This window comes from Streptomyces sp. NPDC051569 (assembly GCF_044454085.1).
Taxonomy (GTDB): Bacteria; Actinomycetota; Actinomycetes; order Streptomycetales; family Streptomycetaceae; genus Streptomyces.
The window spans coordinates 1-17753 of record NZ_JBITDJ010000017.1 but is presented as its reverse complement, the minus strand read 5'-3'; the positions used below and the strand labels follow the sequence as shown (position 1 = coordinate 17753).

The 17753-nt window shown below is 72.1% G+C and carries 15 protein-coding genes and 1 rRNA gene; 12 read left to right on the top strand and 4 right to left on the bottom strand.

Annotated elements, in window-relative coordinates; genetic code table 11:
• Positions 1–105: 105 nt before the first annotated feature.
• Together disA and radA are read right to left on the bottom strand one after the other, a co-directional pair.
• Positions 106–1230: a DNA integrity scanning diadenylate cyclase DisA gene (gene disA, locus ACIBAE_RS22175; protein WP_399288216.1), complete on the bottom strand. Its 1125-nt coding sequence runs from the start codon at positions 1228–1230 to the stop codon at positions 106–108.
• A gap of 44 nt (positions 1231–1274) precedes the next feature.
• The gene (radA, locus tag ACIBAE_RS22170; RefSeq protein ID WP_399288213.1) at positions 1275–2684 is read right to left on the bottom strand and encodes a DNA repair protein RadA; all 1410 of its coding nucleotides are present in this window, start codon (positions 2682–2684) and stop codon (positions 1275–1277) included.
• A gap of 173 nt (positions 2685–2857) precedes the next feature.
• Between radA and ACIBAE_RS22165 the strand changes: the two genes are divergently transcribed.
• Positions 2858–4807: a hypothetical protein gene (locus ACIBAE_RS22165; protein WP_399288210.1), complete on the top strand. Its 1950-nt coding sequence runs from the start codon at positions 2858–2860 to the stop codon at positions 4805–4807.
• A 112-nt stretch (positions 4808–4919) separates the two neighbouring features.
• Here ACIBAE_RS22165 and ACIBAE_RS22160 read toward each other — a convergent pair whose 3' ends face one another.
• Entirely contained in the window at positions 4920–5756 is an 837-nt protein-coding gene (locus ACIBAE_RS22160) for a hypothetical protein (protein WP_399288208.1), read from the bottom strand.
• Between the two features lie 41 nt (positions 5757–5797).
• On the opposite strand from ACIBAE_RS22160, the gene ACIBAE_RS22155 reads away from it, so the two are divergent.
• From ACIBAE_RS22155 to proC, 10 genes are all read left to right on the top strand, one after another.
• Complete coding sequence (locus ACIBAE_RS22155) at positions 5798–6730, top strand: Ppx/GppA family phosphatase (RefSeq protein ID WP_399288206.1); 933 nt, start codon at positions 5798–5800, stop codon at positions 6728–6730.
• A 101-nt stretch (positions 6731–6831) separates the two neighbouring features.
• Positions 6832–7785 carry a sugar phosphate isomerase/epimerase family protein gene (locus ACIBAE_RS22150; RefSeq protein WP_399288204.1) on the top strand — a complete coding sequence of 318 codons (954 nt, stop codon included), beginning with the start codon at positions 6832–6834 and terminating at the stop codon, positions 7783–7785.
• Positions 7782–8489 carry a TetR family transcriptional regulator gene (locus tag ACIBAE_RS22145; RefSeq protein ID WP_399288201.1) on the top strand — a complete coding sequence of 236 codons (708 nt, stop codon included), beginning with the start codon at positions 7782–7784 and terminating at the stop codon, positions 8487–8489. The genes ACIBAE_RS22150 and ACIBAE_RS22145 overlap by 4 nt, the downstream gene beginning before the upstream one ends.
• A 92-nt stretch (positions 8490–8581) precedes the next feature.
• A complete protein-coding gene (gene ilvD, locus ACIBAE_RS22140) occupies positions 8582–10432 on the top strand; it encodes a dihydroxy-acid dehydratase (RefSeq protein ID WP_399288198.1) in 1851 nt (616 codons plus the stop codon).
• A 293-nt stretch (positions 10433–10725) separates the two neighbouring features.
• Positions 10726–11769: an NAD(P)-dependent alcohol dehydrogenase gene (locus tag ACIBAE_RS22135; RefSeq protein ID WP_399288195.1), complete on the top strand. Its 1044-nt coding sequence runs from the start codon at positions 10726–10728 to the stop codon at positions 11767–11769.
• Positions 11770–11941: 172 nt separating this feature from the next.
• Positions 11942–12457, top strand: coding sequence for a hypothetical protein (locus ACIBAE_RS22130; protein WP_399288531.1), 516 nt, complete (start codon positions 11942–11944; stop codon positions 12455–12457).
• A 28-nt stretch (positions 12458–12485) separates the two neighbouring features.
• A complete protein-coding gene (locus ACIBAE_RS22125) occupies positions 12486–13229 on the top strand; it encodes a class I SAM-dependent methyltransferase (RefSeq protein ID WP_399288193.1) in 744 nt (247 codons plus the stop codon).
• A 32-nt stretch (positions 13230–13261) separates the two neighbouring features.
• A complete protein-coding gene (locus ACIBAE_RS22120) occupies positions 13262–14029 on the top strand; it encodes an ABC transporter ATP-binding protein (protein ID WP_399288190.1) in 768 nt (255 codons plus the stop codon).
• Positions 14026–14817, top strand: coding sequence for an ABC transporter permease (locus ACIBAE_RS22115; protein ID WP_399288188.1), 792 nt, complete (start codon positions 14026–14028; stop codon positions 14815–14817). The genes ACIBAE_RS22120 and ACIBAE_RS22115 overlap by 4 nt, the downstream gene beginning before the upstream one ends.
• Before the next feature lie 131 nt (positions 14818–14948).
• Positions 14949–15758, top strand: coding sequence for a pyrroline-5-carboxylate reductase (gene proC, locus ACIBAE_RS22110; protein WP_399288187.1), 810 nt, complete (start codon positions 14949–14951; stop codon positions 15756–15758).
• 67 nt (positions 15759–15825) lie between these two features.
• Here proC and trpS read toward each other — a convergent pair whose 3' ends face one another.
• Positions 15826–16824 (bottom strand): tryptophan--tRNA ligase, encoded by a 999-nt coding sequence (gene trpS, locus ACIBAE_RS22105; protein ID WP_399288184.1) that lies wholly within the window; start codon positions 16822–16824, stop codon positions 15826–15828.
• A gap of 844 nt (positions 16825–17668) precedes the next feature.
• On the opposite strand from trpS, the gene ACIBAE_RS22100 reads away from it, so the two are divergent.
• Positions 17669–17753 (top strand): 16S ribosomal RNA (locus ACIBAE_RS22100); the annotation flags it as partial.

The following is a 17753-nucleotide window of genomic DNA, read 5'->3' as shown; positions in this document are numbered from 1 at the left end:
GAACGCCCCGGCCATGACGGCCGGGGCGTTCCGCGTGTCACATCCGGCGCGTGTCACGTCCGGCGCGTGTCACGTCCCGCGCGTCAACGCGCGGTGCCCGCCGGGCTATACGTACCGCTCCAGGATCGACGACTCCGCCAGCCGCGACAGGCCCTCCCGCACGCTGCGGGCCCGTGCCTCGCCGACGCCGTCCACCGTCTGCAGATCGTCGACGCTCGCCGCCAGCAGCTTCTGCAGCCCGCCGAAGTGCTCGACCAGCCGCTCGATGATGGCGCCCGGCAGCCGCGGCACCTTGGCCAGCAGCCGGTAACCACGCGGCGAGACCGCGGAGTCGAGCGTCTCGGGCGATCCGCTGTATCCCAGGGCCCGCGCCACGACCGGCAGTTCCAGCAGCTCGCCGTGGCTCAGCGAGTCCAGCTCGGCGAGCGCCTCGTCGACCGTACGGGACCGCTTCGCGGTCGGCTCAGGGACGTAGTCGCGGGCGACCAGATCCCGCTCCGGCTCCACACCCGCGATCAACTCGTCCAGCTGGAGGGAGAGCAGCCGGCCGTCGGTGCCCAGCTCGACCACGTACTCGGCGATCTCCGTGGCGATCCGGCGGACCATCTCCAGCCGCTGCGCGACGGCCGTCACGTCCCGGACCGTCACCAGGTCCTCGATCTCCAGCGCGGAGAGCGTGCCCGCGACCTCGTCGAGCCGGAGCTTGTACCGCTCCAGCGTGGCCAGCGCCTGGTTGGCCCGGGACAGGATCGCCGCCGACTCCTCCAGGACCCTGCGCTCCCCGTTCACGTAGAGCGCGATCAGCCGCATCGACTGCGATACGGAGACCACCGGGAAGCCGCACTGCTTGGACACCCGGTCCGCCGTGCGGTGGCGGGTGCCCGTCTCCTCGGTGGGGATGGAGGACTCCGGGACCAGCTGGACACCGGCCCGCAGAATCTTGGTGATGTCCTTGTCGAGGATCAGCGCGCCGTCCAGTTTGCACAGCTCACGCAGGCGCGTGGCGGTGAACTCCACGTCCAGCACGAAACCGCCCGTGCACATCGATTCGACGGTCTTGTCCATGCCGAGGACGATCAGACCGCCGGTGTTGCCGCGCAGGATCCGCTCCAGCCCGTCGCGCAGCGCCATACCCGGCGCGACAGCGCTCAGGGAGGCGCGGATCAGCGCTTCGTTGCCGGAGCCCGCGCCGGACTTTCCGGGCGATGATGCCCGGTCGTTGGCTGCCACTGCACTCCTCCGGCTCGTACGGATGGGCGAGACCAGGGCAAAGTCTACCGGCGCGCGTTGTCCTCCCGTGGGGGCTCCGCGCGACCCCGGCGCGGCAGCACTCTCAGGGCCTCGCCCATATTGGCGACTTCCGTGACCTTCATACCGGCCGGGATCTTTCCCGGATCGCTCGGAACGAGGGCCTGGGTGAAGCCGAGCCGGTGCGCCTCGGCGAGTCTGCGCTGCACGCCCGTGACCCGCCTGACCTCGCCCGCGAGGCCCACCTCGCCGATCGCGACCAGATTCTTCGGCAGCGGGGTGTCGCTGGCGGCGGAGGCCAGCGCGAGGGCGATCGCGAGATCGGCGGCGGGCTCGGTGAGCTTCACCCCGCCGACCGTCGCGCTGTAGATGTCGCGCTTGCCGAGGGCGCTGATCCGGCCGCGCTGCTCCAGCACGGCGAGCATCATCGAGACCCGGGAGGTCTCCAGACCGGAGGTGGTACGCCGGGGCGAGGGGATCTGCGAGTCGACCGTCAGCGCCTGCACCTCGGCGACGAGCGGACGGCGGCCTTCGAGGGTGACGGTGAGACAGGTGCCGGGCACGGGCTCGTCACGGCGGGTCAGGAACAGCCCTGACGGGTCGGTGAGTCCGGTGATCCCCTCGTCGTGCAGCTCGAAGCAGCCGACCTCGTCGGTCGCCCCGTACCGGTTCTTGATGCCCCGGACGAGCCGCAGCCGGGCGTGCCGGTCGCCCTCGAACGACAGCACGACGTCCACCAGATGTTCGAGCAGGCGGGGGCCCGCGATCGCGCCGTCCTTGGTGACGTGGCCGACCAGCAGCGTCGACATGCCCCGCTCCTTGGAGGCCCGGATGAGGGCGCCCGCGACCTCCCGCACCTGGGCCATGCCGCCCGGCGCCCCGTCGATCTCGGGCGAGGCCACGGTCTGTACGGAGTCCAGGATGAGCAGCGCCGGCTTGACCTCGTCGAGGTGGGCGAGGACGGCGGAGAGATCCGTCTCGGCGGCCAGATAGAGATGGTCGCTGATCGCCTTGATCCGGTCGGCGCGCAGCCGTACCTGGCTGGCGGACTCCTCGCCCGTGACGTAGAGCGTGCGGTGCTCCTCGTCGGCCGCCTTCGCCGCGACGTCGAGCAGCAGCGTGGACTTGCCCACGCCCGGCTCGCCGGCGAGCAGGACGACGGCGCCGGGCACCAGCCCGCCGCCGAGCACCCGGTCCAGCTCGGCCACGCCGGTGGAGCGCGCGGTCGCCGTCCGGACGTCGACCTGGCCGATCGGGAGCGCGGCGGCGGAGACCCGGCCGGCGGAGGTGGTCCGTACAGCGGGCGCGCCGTACTCCTCGACCGTGCCCCAGGCCTGGCATTCGGGGCATCGGCCGAGCCACTTGACGGTCGTCCAGCCGCACTCGGTGCAGCGATAGGACGGCCGGTCCTTCGTGGATTTCGTACGGGCAGCCATGACGTCACCGTATAGGCCCCCACCGACAGTGCCCGTCCTCGCGGCCCGTCCTCACGCCCCGTCCTGGCGTCCGTCGTCCCCGTCACGACACCGTGCGGGATACATTCATCCGTAAGGATTAAATGCGCTCAAGAGGTGTGAAGGGCGCACGTCACCCTGTCTACCGTCGCCAGGTGACGAGCAGCAGCCCCGAGACCCCCACACACCCGACCGGCGCACATCGCACACACCGCGCACCCCGGCGTGCGCCCCGGGCGGCGGCGCAGCGCCCGGGGCGCACGCCGGGGTACGAGCCTCATCTGGACGGCCTGTTCACCTACTGCCTCTCCGTGCTCTGCGACCACGACGCGGCGACCGAGGTACTCGGCGACGTCCTCGTCGTCGCGGAGCGGCAGTACGGCCGCGGGCCCTCGGAAGCGGGGGAGCGCAAGGCATGGCTCTACGCGCTCGCCCGCTGGGCGTGTCTGCGCAAGCTCACCGAGCTCCGCGTGAGCCGGCCGGGGGCGCACGCGGGTCACGGCGTACCGGATCCCGCTCCGGCGCCCGACATCGCCCCGGAGACCGCCGACCGCAGGAGGCGGGAGCTCGCCCTGCTGGCCTGGCCCGAGGCCGCCGGTACCACGCCGGAGCAGCGCGAGATCCTGGAGCTGGCCGTACGCCATCAGCTCGGCCCGCACGAGGTCGCCGCCGTGCTCTCCATGGAGCTGCCCGCCGCCCGTGAGCTGCTCGCCGCCGCCGTCGGCGAGGTGGAGCGCACCCGCGCGGCGCTCGCCGTCGTCGAGACGGGCGGCTGTCCCTCCGTCGCCCGGCTGACCGGGGACAGTCAGGTGCTGCTCTCCGCCGCGCTCCGGCGCGAACTGGTCCGGCATGTCGACGACTGCCCGCGCTGCCGCCGCGCGGCCGAGCGCGCCGACGCGGCCCGACCCTGGCCGGGACCGCGTACGGCGTCCGGTGCGCGGCCCCCGGAGGCGAAGCGGTCCGAGGCGCGACCGTCCGGCCCCCGCACCTCACCCGCCGTCCTGCCGCTCGTCGAGGCGCCCCGGCCCGCCACGTACCTCGCCATGACCAGGTCCCCGCGGGCCCGCGGGCCTGCGCCGCGCTTCGGCCCCAACGGCTTCCCCATGGACCCCAAGGACCACGCGGCCCGTCGGCACCGCCTGCGCGCACGCGCCATCACCACCACCGTCGTGGCGACCGTCGTCGCCGCCCCGGTGTTCGCCCTCTGGGCGGCCTACCGAGGCGCGCCGCAGACCGGTGAGGGCCACGGCGGTTCCTCGGTCAGCACGGGCGAGAGCGGCGGGCCGCACGGCCGGGAGGAACCGCCGTACGGCCACTACGAGAACGCGGGCAACGCCCAGGACCGGCCCGGCGGCCTCGCCGGAGGCAGCGCCTTTCCCGGTAGCTCCGGTGTCTCGGTCGAGGTGATCAGCGACAGTACGTCCGCGCCGCCGTCAGGACCGGGACACCCGGGGCAGCCGGGGCAGTCAGGGCAGCCGGGGCAGTCAGGGCAGCCGGGAGAGCCGGCCTCCGCCCGGCTCACGGTCGAGGCACGGTCGTCGGGCGACACGACCACGATCACGCTCACCGCGTCCGGCGGCGGCCCGGTCTCCTGGTCCGCGAAGACGGGCGCCCGCTGGTTGCTGCTGAGCCGCGACCACGGCACCCTCGCCGCCGGAGCGTCCGTCACGATCCGCGTCGTCGTGGACCACCGGCGCGAGCCGGCCGGGCCCTGGAGCGCGCGGATCGCGCTGCGCCCGACCGGACCGGCGGGTTCGGCGGGATCCGTCGTGAAGATCGACGGCTACGGCGTCACCCCGCCCACCCCGGACGGTCCGGACGGTCCGGGCGGTCCGACCCGCCCGGGCCGTCCGGGGCAGCACGGCCCCGGGGAGCACCACGGCCACCCCGGGCCCGGCAGGCCGACCCGACCGCACCCGTCGCACCCCTCGCACCCAGCTGACCCCTCGGACCCGTCGGACCCCTCTGCCCCCGGCCCCTCCGACCCCACGGCCCCGGCCGATCCCGGCCCGGCCGACTCGCAGCCCGGCCCGGCCGACCCGGGACCCACGGATCCCGGGGATTCGCCGCCGAGCAGCCCGGACACTCCGCCCGCGTCGGTCTGACCCGCGTCGGTCTGACCTGCGTCGGTCCGACCGGCGGCGTCGCACCGGGCGGGCGTCGCACCCGGCGGGCGTCGCACCCGGCGTACGGGCCACCGGGACCAGGCGTGACGAGCTACGCCCGCGCCGGATCCGCCGGATGCGGCGCCACCAGGGGCAGCTCGCTCGCCAGGCGCTGCTCGCACAGCCCGACCAGCCGGTCGTACCCCTCCTGCCCCATCAGCTCGACCAGCTCGGGCCGGTACGTCTTGTAGACCGGGTCGCCCGCCCCGTGCGCCGAGGTCGCCGACGTGCACCACCAGTGCAGGTCGTGGCCGCCGGATCCCCAGCCGCGCCGGTCGTACTCACCGATCGACACCTGGAGGACCTTCGTGTCGTCGGGCCGCTCGATCCAGTCGTACGTACGCCGGACCGGCAGCTGCCAGCAGACGTCCGGCTTCGTTTCGAGCGGCTCGCGTCCCTCGCTCAGCGCGAGGATGTGCAGCGAGCATCCGGCACCGCCCGCGAAGCCGGGCCGGTTCTGGAAGATGCAGGAGCCCTCCCAGCGCCGGGTCTGCCGGTCGCCGTCCTCGTCGGTCTGCGTCCAGCCGGTGGTCGTCCCCTCCTCGTGGAACTGCCACATCTCCGGCGTGAGGCGTGCCACATGCGTGGCGACCCGCTTCTCGTCGTCCTTGTCGGAGAAGTGCGCGCCCAGCGTGCAGCAGCCGTCATCGGCGCGGCCCGCCTGGATGCCCTGGCAACCGCTGCCGAAGATGCAGTTCCACCGTGAGGTGAGCCAGGTCAGGTCGCAGCGGAACACCTGCTCGTCGTCGGCGGGGTCGGGGAATTCGACCCAGGCGCGGGCGAAGTCCAGACCCTTCTCGTCAGGAGTGACGTGACGTACCTCCTGCTGCTGATCCTGCTTCTTCGGGCCCTTGGCTTTGCCCGGGTTCGCCTTTTTCGTCTTTGGCACGAGTCCAGCGTATGCGCGCGGTCGCAGTAGCGTTTCCGTCCATGAGACTCGGAGTCCTCGATGTCGGTTCCAACACCGTTCACCTGCTGGCCGTCGACGCCCACCGCGGCGCCCGTCCGCTGCCCGCCCACTCGCACAAGGCCGAGCTGCGCCTGGCCGAGCTCCTCGACGCGGACGGCGCCATCGGACCGGAAGGCGTCGACCGCCTGGTGGCCACGATCGCCGACGCCGTCCAGGCCGCCGAGGACAAGGGCTGTGAGGATGTGCTGCCCTTCGCGACCTCCGCCGTACGGGAGGCCGGCAACGCGGACCAGGTCCTCGCGCGGGTCAAGAGCGAGACCGGCGTGGACCTCGAAGTCCTCACCGGCGAGCAGGAGGCCCGGCTCACGTTCCTCGCGGCCCGCCGCTGGTTCGGCTGGTCGGCCGGGAAACTGCTGGTCCTGGACATCGGCGGCGGGTCGCTGGAGATCGCGTACGGCATCGACGAGGAACCGGACGCCGCCGTGTCGCTCCCGCTCGGCGCGGGCCGGCTCACGGCCGGATGGCTGCCCGGAGACCCGCCCGACCCGATCGACGTGAAAGCGCTGCGCCGCCATGTGCGGGCGCGGATCGCCCGTACGGTCGGCGAGTTCGCCCGGTTCGGCACCCCGGACCATGTGGTGGCGACATCGAAGACCTTCAAGCAGCTGGCCCGGCTCGCGGGGGCCGCGCGGACCGCCGAGGGCCTGTACGTCCAGCGCCGGCTGCGGCGTTCGGCCCTGGAGGAGTGGGTGCCCAGGCTGGCCACGATGACCGCGCTCCAGCGCGCCGGACTGCCCGGCGTCTCCGAGGGCCGGTCCTCGCAGCTGCTGGCCGGGGCGCTGGTCGCGGAGGCGGCGATGGACCTGTTCGGCGTCGAGACGCTGGAGATCTGCCCCTGGGCGCTGCGCGAGGGCATCATCCTGCGCCGCATGGACCAGCTGCCGGCCGGCTGACGGACCGGAACGGACCGGCGGGAGGCCGGACCGGCGGACCGGCTCCCGTGCCGCCGAGAATCGGGCGCCTGCCACCCGGCCACGGCCCGTACGCTGTCACCGTGGCAGAACCAGTGGTACGCGTTCCGGATGCGAAGGTCGCGCTTTCGACGGCTTCGGTCTATCCGGAGTCCACGGCTACGGCCTTCGAGATCGCCGCCCGCCTGGGGTACGACGGCGTGGAGGTCATGGTCTGGACCGACCCCGTCAGCCAGGACATCGAGGCGCTGCGCCGGCTCTCCGACCTTCACCAGGTGCCGATCCTCGCCGTCCACGCGCCCTGTCTGCTGATCACCCAGCGGGTCTGGTCGACGGATCCCTGGGTGAAGCTCCAGCGGGCACGGGCGGCGGCCGAGCGGCTCGGCGCCTCCACGGTGGTGGTGCATCCGCCGTTCCGCTGGCAGCGGCAGTACTCTCGCGACTTCGTCGCCGGCATCTGGCGGATGGCGGGGGAGACGGACGTACGGTTCGCCGTCGAGAACATGTATCCGTGGCGCTACCGGGACCGCGAGATGCTCGCGTACGCGCCCGACTGGGACGTCACCAAGGACGACTACCGCCACTTCACCGTCGATCTCTCGCACACCGCGACCGCCCGCACCGACGCCATGGCCATGGTCGACCGGATGGGCGACCGGCTCGGGCATGTCCATCTCGCGGACGGCATGGGCTCGGCGAAGGACGAGCACCTGGTGCCCGGCCGGGGCACGCAGCCGTGCGCCGAACTGCTGGAGGGGCTGGCGCGCGGCGGGTTCGACGGGCATGTGGTGATCGAGGTCAATACGCGGCGGGCGATGTCCTCGGCCGAACGGGAAGCCGATCTGGCGGAGGCGCTGGCCTTCAGCCGACTGCATCTGGCCTCGTCCCCGACGCCCTCCCGGACGCCCTCCCGGACGCCCTCTCCGGCCCCGGCCCCGGCGTACACGGCCCGGACCCCCCGTACCCGCCGCGGCTCACCCGGAGTGGAGAAGGGCGCTGGGGGAGCCGGGGACGCCTCCGGTACGTCTCCACGATGACGGACAAGGCGACGGGTCCCGACAAGGCGACGGGTCCCGACAAGGCGACCGGCACCGACAAGGGGCCGGGTCCCGACCCTGACCAGGTCCCCGGTCCCGGTGCGGCGCCGCGCCGCCGTGGCAGGCCCGCCCGCAAGGACACGGACACCGGCCCCGGCGCCCGGCAGCGGATCCTGGAAGCGGCCCGGAGGGAATTCGCCGAGCGCGGCTACGACAAGGCGTCCGTCCGGGGGATCGCCAAGGCCGCCGATGTCGACCCGGCGCTCGTCCACCACTACTTCGGCACGAAGGACGAGGTCTTCGCGGCCTCCGTCGAGGTCTCCTTCGAACCCGCCCTGGTGGTCCCCGCACTGCTGGCCGGCGGCCAGGACGGCGTCGGCGAGCGCCTCGCCCGCTACTTCATCGGTGTCTGGGAGAACCCGGTGACGCGGGCCCCGCTGCTGGCGATCATCCGCTCGGCGCTCACGCACGAGGCGGCGGCGAAGGTGCTGCGTACGTTCGTGCTGAGCAGGCTCCTGGAGCGGATCGCGGAGGAACTCGACGTACCGGACCCGACGTTCCGCGCGGAGCTGGCCGCCTCCCACATGATCGGGATCGCGTTCCTGCGGTACGTGATCAAGGCGGAGCCGCTGGCCTCCGTGGACACCGAGGAGATCATCGCGCTGGTCGCGCCGACGCTCCAGCGGTACCTGACCGAAGGCTGAACCGCTGTCCCGTATGGCGGACAATGTGTCCAGATCTTGGAGCCGGGGCGTACGCTCGAAGGCAGTCATTTCTGCTGAAGGAGCGAGCGACGATGCCCGAGCTGCGGTCCCGCACTGTCACCCACGGCCGGAACATGGCGGGCGCGCGCGCCCTGATGCGGGCATCGGGCGTAGCGAGCGCGGACATCGGCAAACCGATCGTCGCGGTGGCCAACTCCTTCACCGAATTCGTGCCGGGCCACACGCACCTCGCACCGGTCGGCCGGATCGTCTCCGACGCGATCAAGGCGGCGGGCGCCGTGCCGCGCGAGTTCAACACGATCGCCGTCGACGACGGGATCGCGATGGGCCACGGCGGGATGCTGTACTCCCTGCCGTCCCGCGATCTGATCGCCGACTCCGTGGAGTACATGGTCGAGGCGCACTGCGCCGACGCGCTGATCTGCATCTCCAACTGCGACAAGATCACCCCGGGCATGCTGATGGCCGCGATGCGCCTCAACATCCCCACGGTCTTCGTCTCCGGCGGCCCGATGGAAGCCGGCCAGGCCACCCTCGTGGACGGTACGGTCCGCAAGCTCGACCTGATCAACGCGATCACGGACGCGGTCAACGAGAACGTCTCGGACGAGGACATCCTCCGTATCGAGGAGAACGCCTGCCCGACCTGCGGCTCCTGTTCCGGGATGTTCACCGCCAACTCGATGAACTGCCTGACCGAGGCCATGGGCCTCTCGCTGCCCGGCAACGGCTCGGTCCTGGCCACCCACACCGCCCGCAAGGGGCTGTACGAGAGCGCCGGCCGCACGGTCGTCGAGATCACCCGGCGCTACTACGAGCAGGACGACGCCTCGGTCCTGCCGCGCTCCATCGCCACCCGCGCGGCCTTCGAGAACGCCATGGCGCTCGACATCGCCATGGGCGGCTCCACCAACACCATCCTCCACCTGCTCGCCGCCGCCCAGGAGGCCGAGCTGGACTACGACCTCGGCGACATCGACGCCGTCTCGCGCCGCGTCCCCTGTCTGAGCAAGGTCGCGCCGAACGTCGCCCCCGGCGGCACGTACTACATGGAGGACATCCACCGGGCCGGCGGCATCCCCGCCATCCTCGGCGAGCTGTACCGCGGCGGTCTGCTCAACGAGGACGTGCACAGCGTCCACTCGCCGAGCATCAAGGACTGGCTCGACACCTGGGACGTGCGCGGCGGCTCGCCGTCCGAGGAATCCGTCGAGCTGTGGCACGCGGCGCCCGGCTGCGTCCGCTCCGCCGAGGCGTTCTCGCAGTCCGAGCGGTGGGACACCCTCGACACCGACGCCGCCGGCGGCTGCATCCGCGACGTCGCCCACGCGTACTCCAAGGACGGCGGCCTGGCGGTCCTGAAGGGCAACCTCGCCGTCGACGGCTGTGTGGTGAAGACCGCCGGTGTGGACGAGTCGATCTGGACCTTCGAGGGCCCGGCCGTCGTCTGCGAGTCGCAGGAGGAAGCCGTCGACAAGATCCTCCGTAAGGAGATCGCCGAGGGCGATGTCATCGTCATCCGCTACGAGGGCCCGCGCGGCGGCCCCGGGATGCAGGAGATGCTCTACCCCACGTCCTTCCTGAAGGGCCGCGGCCTGGGCAAGTCCTGCGCGCTCGTCACGGACGGCCGCTTCTCCGGAGGCACGTCGGGTCTCTCGATCGGCCACGCCTCACCGGAGGCGGCCTCGGGCGGCACGATCGCGCTCGTCCACGACGGCGACCGGATCAGGATCGACATCCCCGGCCGGTCGATCGAACTCCTCGTCCCCGACGAGGAGCTGGCGACCCGGCGCGACGCGCTGAACGGGGTGTACGCCCCCGCGAACCGCGACCGCAAGGTCTCGGCGGCGCTGCGCGCGTACGCCGCGATGGCGACGAGCGCCGACAAGGGCGCGGTCCGGGACGTCTCCCGCCTCGGCTGACGTCTTCGTACAGCTCCCGCACAGCCAGCTCCCGCACAGCTTCCGTACAGCTTCCGTACAGCCGCCGTGGCCCGCCGGGCCCGGCCGAGCGCCCCGGATCCCCGCAGTGGGGTCCGGGGCGCCCGTCGTGGCGGAGATCACCCGCCCCCCGCCTTGTTGAAGGTCCCTACAAAGGCAAAGGTACGGTGTACCGGCCGGGCCAGGGGCGGGACGGCCCAGGCCCCCGCGAGCCGGGGCACCGCCCTGCCCACCGGCCGGACCGGCACACTCCGACTCCGAGGGAACACCACCACATGAACGCTGTCGCCGCACTCGCCGCCCCCGCCGCCAAGGCCCCCCTGGAGCGCACCGTCATCGAGCGGCGCGAGGTGGGCGAGCACGACATCCTCATCGAGATCCACTACGCCGGGATCTGCCACACCGACATCCACCAGGCACGCGACGAGTGGGGCCGGGCGGCCTTCCCGATGGTGCCGGGCCACGAGATAGCCGGCGTCGTCACCGCGGCCGGGTCCGCCGTCACCCGGCACGCCGTGGGCGACCGGGTCGGCGTCGGCTGCTTCGTCGACTCCTGCCGGGAGTGCGAGAACTGCCTCGCAGGCGAGGAGCAGCACTGCACCGCGGGCGAGACGCCCACGTACAACGGCATCGACCGCCAGGGACGTCCCACCCTCGGCGGATACAGCACCCACATCGTCGTCGACGAGAACTACGTCCTGCGCGTCCCCGAAGGGCTCGACCTGGCCGCCGCCGCCCCGCTGCTGTGCGCCGGGGTCACCCTCTACTCCCCGCTGAAGCGCTGGAACGCCGGCCCCGGCTCCCGCGTCGCGATCATCGGCATGGGCGGCCTCGGCCACGTCGGCGTCAAGATCGCCCACGCCCTCGGCGCCGAGGTCAGCGTGCTGAGCCAGACCCTGCGCAAGAAGGACGACGCCCTGCGCCTGGGCGCCGACCACTACTACGCCACCAGCGACCCCAAGACCTTCACCGAGCTGGCCGGCCGCTTCGACCTCATCATCAACACCGTCTCCGCCAACCTCGACATCAACGCCCACCTCAAGCTGCTCGCGCGGCACGGCACCCTCGTCGTCGTCGGCGTGCCCAGCGACTCGGACAGCTACCACGCCGTGTCGCTCCTGACGGGTGGCCGCGCCCTCGCCGGGTCGAAGATCGGCGGTATCCGCGAGACGCAGGAGATGCTCGACTTCTGCGCCGAACACGGCATCGTGGCCGAGATCGAGCAGATCGGCGCCGACGAGGTGAACGACGCCTACGACCGTGTCGTCGCCGGCGATGTCCGCTACCGGTTCGTCGTGGACATCGCCACCCTCCGCTGACGACCGGGCGCCCACCGGGGCCCGTCGTCCGGGCCCCGGCCGAGCTCCCTCCCGCACCGGGCGGCCACCATGGATACTCGATTCTGTGAGCGAGCAGCCTGAGCGACCCGGACAGCGCCAGAACCCCGAGAACGCCAAGAACCCCGAGAGCGCCAAGAACTCCCACGCCACCGTGACCACGGCCGGCCACGGCCAGGGCCGCGGTGGCCCGGAGCCCGAGACGATCCCCTTCTTCGGTACGACCTGGGTCGGCCACGACGGCGGCTACGCGCTGCGGCGCGCGGGAGTGGCCGTCGGCTCGCTCGCCACCGCCTTCGCCGCCTGCTTCATCCTCCGCTTCGCCTTCCAGGGCCTCCAGATCGCGGACGTCGGCTCCTTCGTGGGCGCGCTCGTCATCGCGGTGTTCGCGGTGTGCAGCGCCGTCGCGTTCCGCAGGACCTGGGACGGCTTCCGCCGCCGCCCGGCCGACCAGAGCCGCGAGGACTCCCTGCGCACCGTCAAGATGATCGGCTTCATCGGCTCGCTGATCGCGTACTTCCTGCGCTCCCTCGCCGAAGCCCCGGGGGAGGGTCTGCGCCGTCAGGAGTACGAGAGTGCCGTCGCCCAGTACGAGCGGCGCCGCACCGTCCGCACCGGCAACCCGGCCGGCCGCCGGGGCGGCGCGGGCGGGAAGGCCAAGCGCGGGTAGCCCGCCCCCGGATCCCCTGCCCCTCAGGATGAGGGGCATGACGTATCGCGCCCTCTCCTTCGACGCCGTCGCGGACCAGTACGACGCCGCCCGCCCCGGCTATCCCCCCGCCCTCTTCGACGCCATCGAGGAACTGACCGGCCGCCCGCTGCACGGCTCCCGCGTCGTCGACGTCGGCGCGGGCACCGGTATCGCCACCCGCCTGCTGCGCGAGCGCGGCGCCCGGGTCACCGCCGTGGAGCCGGGCCCCGGCATGGCGGGCCTGCTGCACCGCACCCTCCCCGATGTCCCGCTCGTACGGGGCCTCGGCGACGCCCTGCCCCTCGCCGACGGCTGCGCCGACCTCGTCACGTACGCCCAGGCCTGGCACTGGACCGACCCGGCCCGCTCCGTCCCCGAGGCCCGGCGGGTGCTCGGGCCCGGTGGCGCGCTCGCCCTCTGGTGGAACGTCTCGGACGGTGCCGTGCCCTGGATCGCCGCCCAGGACGGACGCCTGCGCCGGCTGGCCGGCGACGGCGCCCACGGCGCCCACGGCCGGGCACGGAACCTGCCGGACGGACTGTCCCCCACCGAGCGCCGCGTGCCCTGGAGCCGCCGCGTCCCTCTCGACGGCCATCTCGCCAACCTCGGCAGCCACTCCGTCTTCCGCGTACTCGGGGAACCGGCCACCAGCGCCTTCCTCGCCAACGAGCGCGCCGAACTCCTCAGGCTCTTCCCCGACGGGATGGTCGAGGAGGTGTACCAGGTCGAGCTGACCGTCCTGCGCCCTTGACGGCGCCCCCGGCCACGCACATTATTCATCACATGATGAATTCTTCCGGGGCCGCCGTCCGCGCCCACGGGCTGACCGTCCGGCGAGGCGACCGCACCGTCCTGCGCGGCCTCGACCTCACCGTCCAGCCCGGCCGGATCACCGGACTCCTCGGCCCCTCCGGCTGCGGCAAATCAACCCTGATGCGCGCGATCGCCGGCACCCAGGCCAACGTCACCGGCACCCTCGACGTCCTCGGCCGGCCCGCCGGCGACCCCACACTGCGCGCCCGGATCGGCTACGTCACCCAGGCCCCCTCCGTCTACGACGACCTGACCGTCCGGCAGAACCTCGACTACTTCGCGGCCGTACTCGACCCGGGCCGGGCCCGCCGCGACGCCCGCCGGGAAACCGTCGCCCGCGCCCTCACCGACGTCGACCTCTCCAGCCACGCCGACGCACTCGCCGGCCGCCTCTCCGGCGGCCAGCGGAGCCGCGTCTCCCTCGCCGTCGCCCTGCTCGGCGCCCCCGAACTCCTCGTCCTCGACGAGCCCACCGTCGGCCTCGACCCCGTCCTGCGCCGCGACCTCTGGAACCTCTTCCACCGCATCACCGCCGAACGCGGCGCCACGATCCTCGTCTCCTCCCACGTGATGGACGAGGCCGAACGCTGCCACCGCCTCCTCCTCATGCGCGACGGCGAGATCCTCGCCGACGACACCCCGGACGCCCTGCGCGCCCGTACCGGCTCGGAAACCGTCGAAGCGGCCTTCCTCCACCTGGTGGACGCGGCCGACGCACCCCAGGAGAGCGCCCGATGACCACCGCGATCCCCACGGCCACCACGACCCGGCCGCCCACCGTGCCCCCGGTCTCCGCCGCCCGGACCCTCGCCACCGCCGCCCGCGTCCTGCGCCAGCTGCGCCACGACCCGCGCTCCATCGCGCTGATGATCCTCGTGCCGTGCGTGATGCTCTTCCTGCTCCGCTACGTCTTCGACGGCAGCCCGCGCACCTTCGACTCCATCGGCGCCTCACTGCTCGGCATCTTCCCGCTGATCACGATGTTCCTGGTGACCTCGATCGCCACCCTGCGCGAACGCACCTCCGGCACCCTGGAACGCCTGCTCGCCATGCCGCTCGGCAAGGCCGACCTCATCGCCGGCTACGCCCTCGCCTTCGGTCTGCTCGCCGTCGTCCAGTCCGCCCTCGCCACCGGCCTCGCGGTCCGGTTCCTCGGCCTCGACATCGCCGGATCCCCCTGGCCGCTGCTGCTGATCGCGCTCCTCGACGCCCTCCTCGGCACCGCCCTCGGCCTCTCCGTCTCCGCCTTCGCGGCGTCCGAGTTCCAGGCGGTTCAGTTCATGCCCGCGGTGATCTTCCCCCAGCTCCTCCTCTGCGGACTCTTCACCCCGCGCCCCGCCATGCAGCCCGTCCTGGAGGCGGTCTCCGACGTCCTCCCCATGTCGTACGCGGTCGACGGCATGAACCAGGTCCTGCGCCACCCCGACCTCACCGGCGACTTCGTCCGCGACACCCTGATCGTCGCGGGCTGCGTCCTGCTCGTCCTCGCCCTGGGCGCGGCGACACTGCGCCGCCGCACGGCCTGACGGGCCTGACGCCCCAGCCCCTGTGCCGCCGTACCGCCCCTCGGACACCTCGCGCCCGGCGCCCGTTCCCGGTGCGAGGATGGGTTCCGGACGAAAGCCGCACGCCACCCACCGGTGAGGTGACCCCCGTAATGACCCAGACAGTCGCAGTCCTCGGCACCGGCAAGATCGGCGAGGCTCTGCTCAGCGGCATGATCCGGGCCGGCTGGCGCCCCGACGCCCTGCTGGCCACCGCCCGCCGCGACGAACGCGCGGAGGAACTCCGCAACCGCTACGGCGTCGAGACCGTCACCAACGCCGACGCCGCCAAGCGCGCCGACATCCTCATCCTCGCCGTCAAACCGCAGGACATGGGACGGCTCCTGGACGAACTCACCCCCCACCTCGCCGCCGACCGACTGGTCATCAGCGCCGCCGCCGGGATCACCACCGCCTTCATCGAGGAACGCCTGACCGCCGGGGCCCCCGTCGTACGCGTCATGCCCAACACACCCGTCCTCGTCGACGAGGGCATGTCCGTCATCTCGGCCGGCCGCCACGCCCTCCCCGTGCACCTCGCCCACGCCGAGAAGATCTTCGGCGGGGTCGGCAAGACCCTCCGCGTCCCCGAGTCCCAGCAGGACGCGGCCACCGCGCTCTCCGGCTCCGGGCCCGCCTACTTCTACTTCCTCGTCGAGGCGATGACCGACGCCGGCATCCTCCTCGGCCTGCCCCGTGCCCAGGCCGCCGACCTGATCGTCCAGGCCGCCATCGGCGCCGCCGTCATGCTGCGCGACAGCGGCGAGCACCCCGTGAAGCTCCGCGAGGCGGTCACCTCACCGGCCGGCACGACCATCAGCGCCATCCGGGAGCTGGAGAACCACGGCGTACGGGCCGCCCTCATCGCGGCCATCGAGGCGGCCCGCGACCGCAGCCGCGCCCTCGCCACCGGCAACGGCTGACCAGGGCCGCGCCCCCGGGCGGGTCGCGGCCCGGGGGCGAACCGCCCGGGCCGCGACCCGGCTCCGTTCAGCCGGCCGGCAGCAGCCCGATCGCGCGATAGGCCGCGTCGACCACGGGCCGGGCCATCCCCCTGGCCCGCTCCGCGCCCTCGCGCAGCACTCCGTCCACATGCCCGGGATCCGCGGCCAGGGCCGCATGGCGTGTCCGCAACGGCCGCAGCAGCTCGACGACAGCGTCCGCGGTGTCCTTCTTCAGCGCGCCGTACGAGTCGTACGCGCCGGCCAGCTCATCCGGTCGCCCGTTCTCGCAGGCCGCCAGGATCTCCAGCAGATTCGACACCCCCGGCTTGGTCTCCCGGTCGTACTCGACCCCGCTCCCGCTGTCGGTGACGGCCCGCATGATCTTCTTCCGCACCACATCGGCGTCGTCCAGCAGATAGACGATCCCGGCGCCGGGCTCGTGCGACTTCCCCATCTTCGACGTCGGGTCCCGCAGGTCCATCACCCGCGCGGCCACCGGCGGCCGGACCGCCTTCGGCACGGCGAAGGTATGCCCGTACCGCTCGTTGAACCGCACCGCGAGATCCCGGGTCAGCTCCACATGCTGCGTCTGGTCCTCACCGACCGGCACCTCCTCCGTGCGGTACGCCAGGATGTCGGCGGCCATCAGCACCGGATACGACAGCAGCGACAACCGCACGCCGTCACCGGACGCCAGCGCCCGCGCGCTCTTCTCCTTGTACTGGATCATCCGTCGCAATTCGCCGTCCGTGGCCGTGCACTCCAGCAGATACGAGAGCCGGGTGTGCTCGTCCACGTGGCTCTGGACGAATACGGTGCACAGGACGGGGTCGAGACCGGCCGCCAGCAGGAGCGTGGCGGCCTGTCGACTCAGTCTGCGCACCCGGGCCGGATCGTGTTCCACGGTCAGGGCGTGCAGATCCACCACGCTGAACAGCGCGTCGTCCCGGTGCTGATCGACCTCGACCCACCGCCGCACGGCCCCGAGGTAGTTGCCCAGCGTCAGATGCCCGGTCGGCTTGATCCCACTGAAGATCCGCGTCATCTCTCGTCACCCTCCTGATCGGAGCCGCCGCCGTCGGCGGCCGGACTCCCGGGAGGGGAGAAACGCGAACGGCCGCCGGAGCGGCGGCCGTTGAGTGCATGCGTGTCGGGCGGCCGCCGTCAGGCGGCCCACCACTGAAGGATGCGCGCATGCGTTGTCATGGGCCTCAGCGTAGTGGCCTACCCACGAAGTTGACATGCCCAACACGCATCCGTAAGGTTCTCCGAGCTGTCCGACGTGAGTACCGGCCCAGGCCGGCCCCGGAGAGCCATTCCGCAGGACCCACAACAAGCGAGCGACCAGCTGGTCGCGTTGTTTTGCGTGTGCCTTTGCGAAATGAGGATTCAGCGTTCGAAGGGACGCGGCCCCGATTAGCTTCGGAGCCACGGATTCGCTAAAGTCTCACTCGTCGGAAGGGCCGAACAGCCCGGAAGGCAAACCCCGCTGACTGGGAATCAGGCCCGAAAGGATCTGGTAGAGTCGGAACCGCCGGAAAGGGAAACGCGAAAGCGAGAGCCTGGAAAGCGCCGAGGAAGTCGGAAGCGAAAAGCATCTGATAGAGTCGGGAACACGAAGTACAGAACAAAATGAAACACCGAAGGGAAGCGCCCGGAGGGCCCCGGTGAAACGGGACCGAAGGAAGCGTCCGTTCCTTGAGAACTCAACAGCGTGCCAAAAGTCAACGCCAAATATGTTGATACCCCGACCTACCGCAAGGTGGGTTGAGGTTCCTTTGAAGAAACACAGCGAGGACGCTGTGAACCACGGGTCTTATTCCGACCCGCTGGTTCCGCTCTCGTGGTGTCACCGACCCTCTCTTTATTGAGCGGGGCTCGGGTAAACATTCACGGAGAGTTTGATCCTGGCTCAGGACGAACGCTGGCGGCGTGCTTAACACATGCAAGTCGAACGATGAAGCCTTCGGGTGG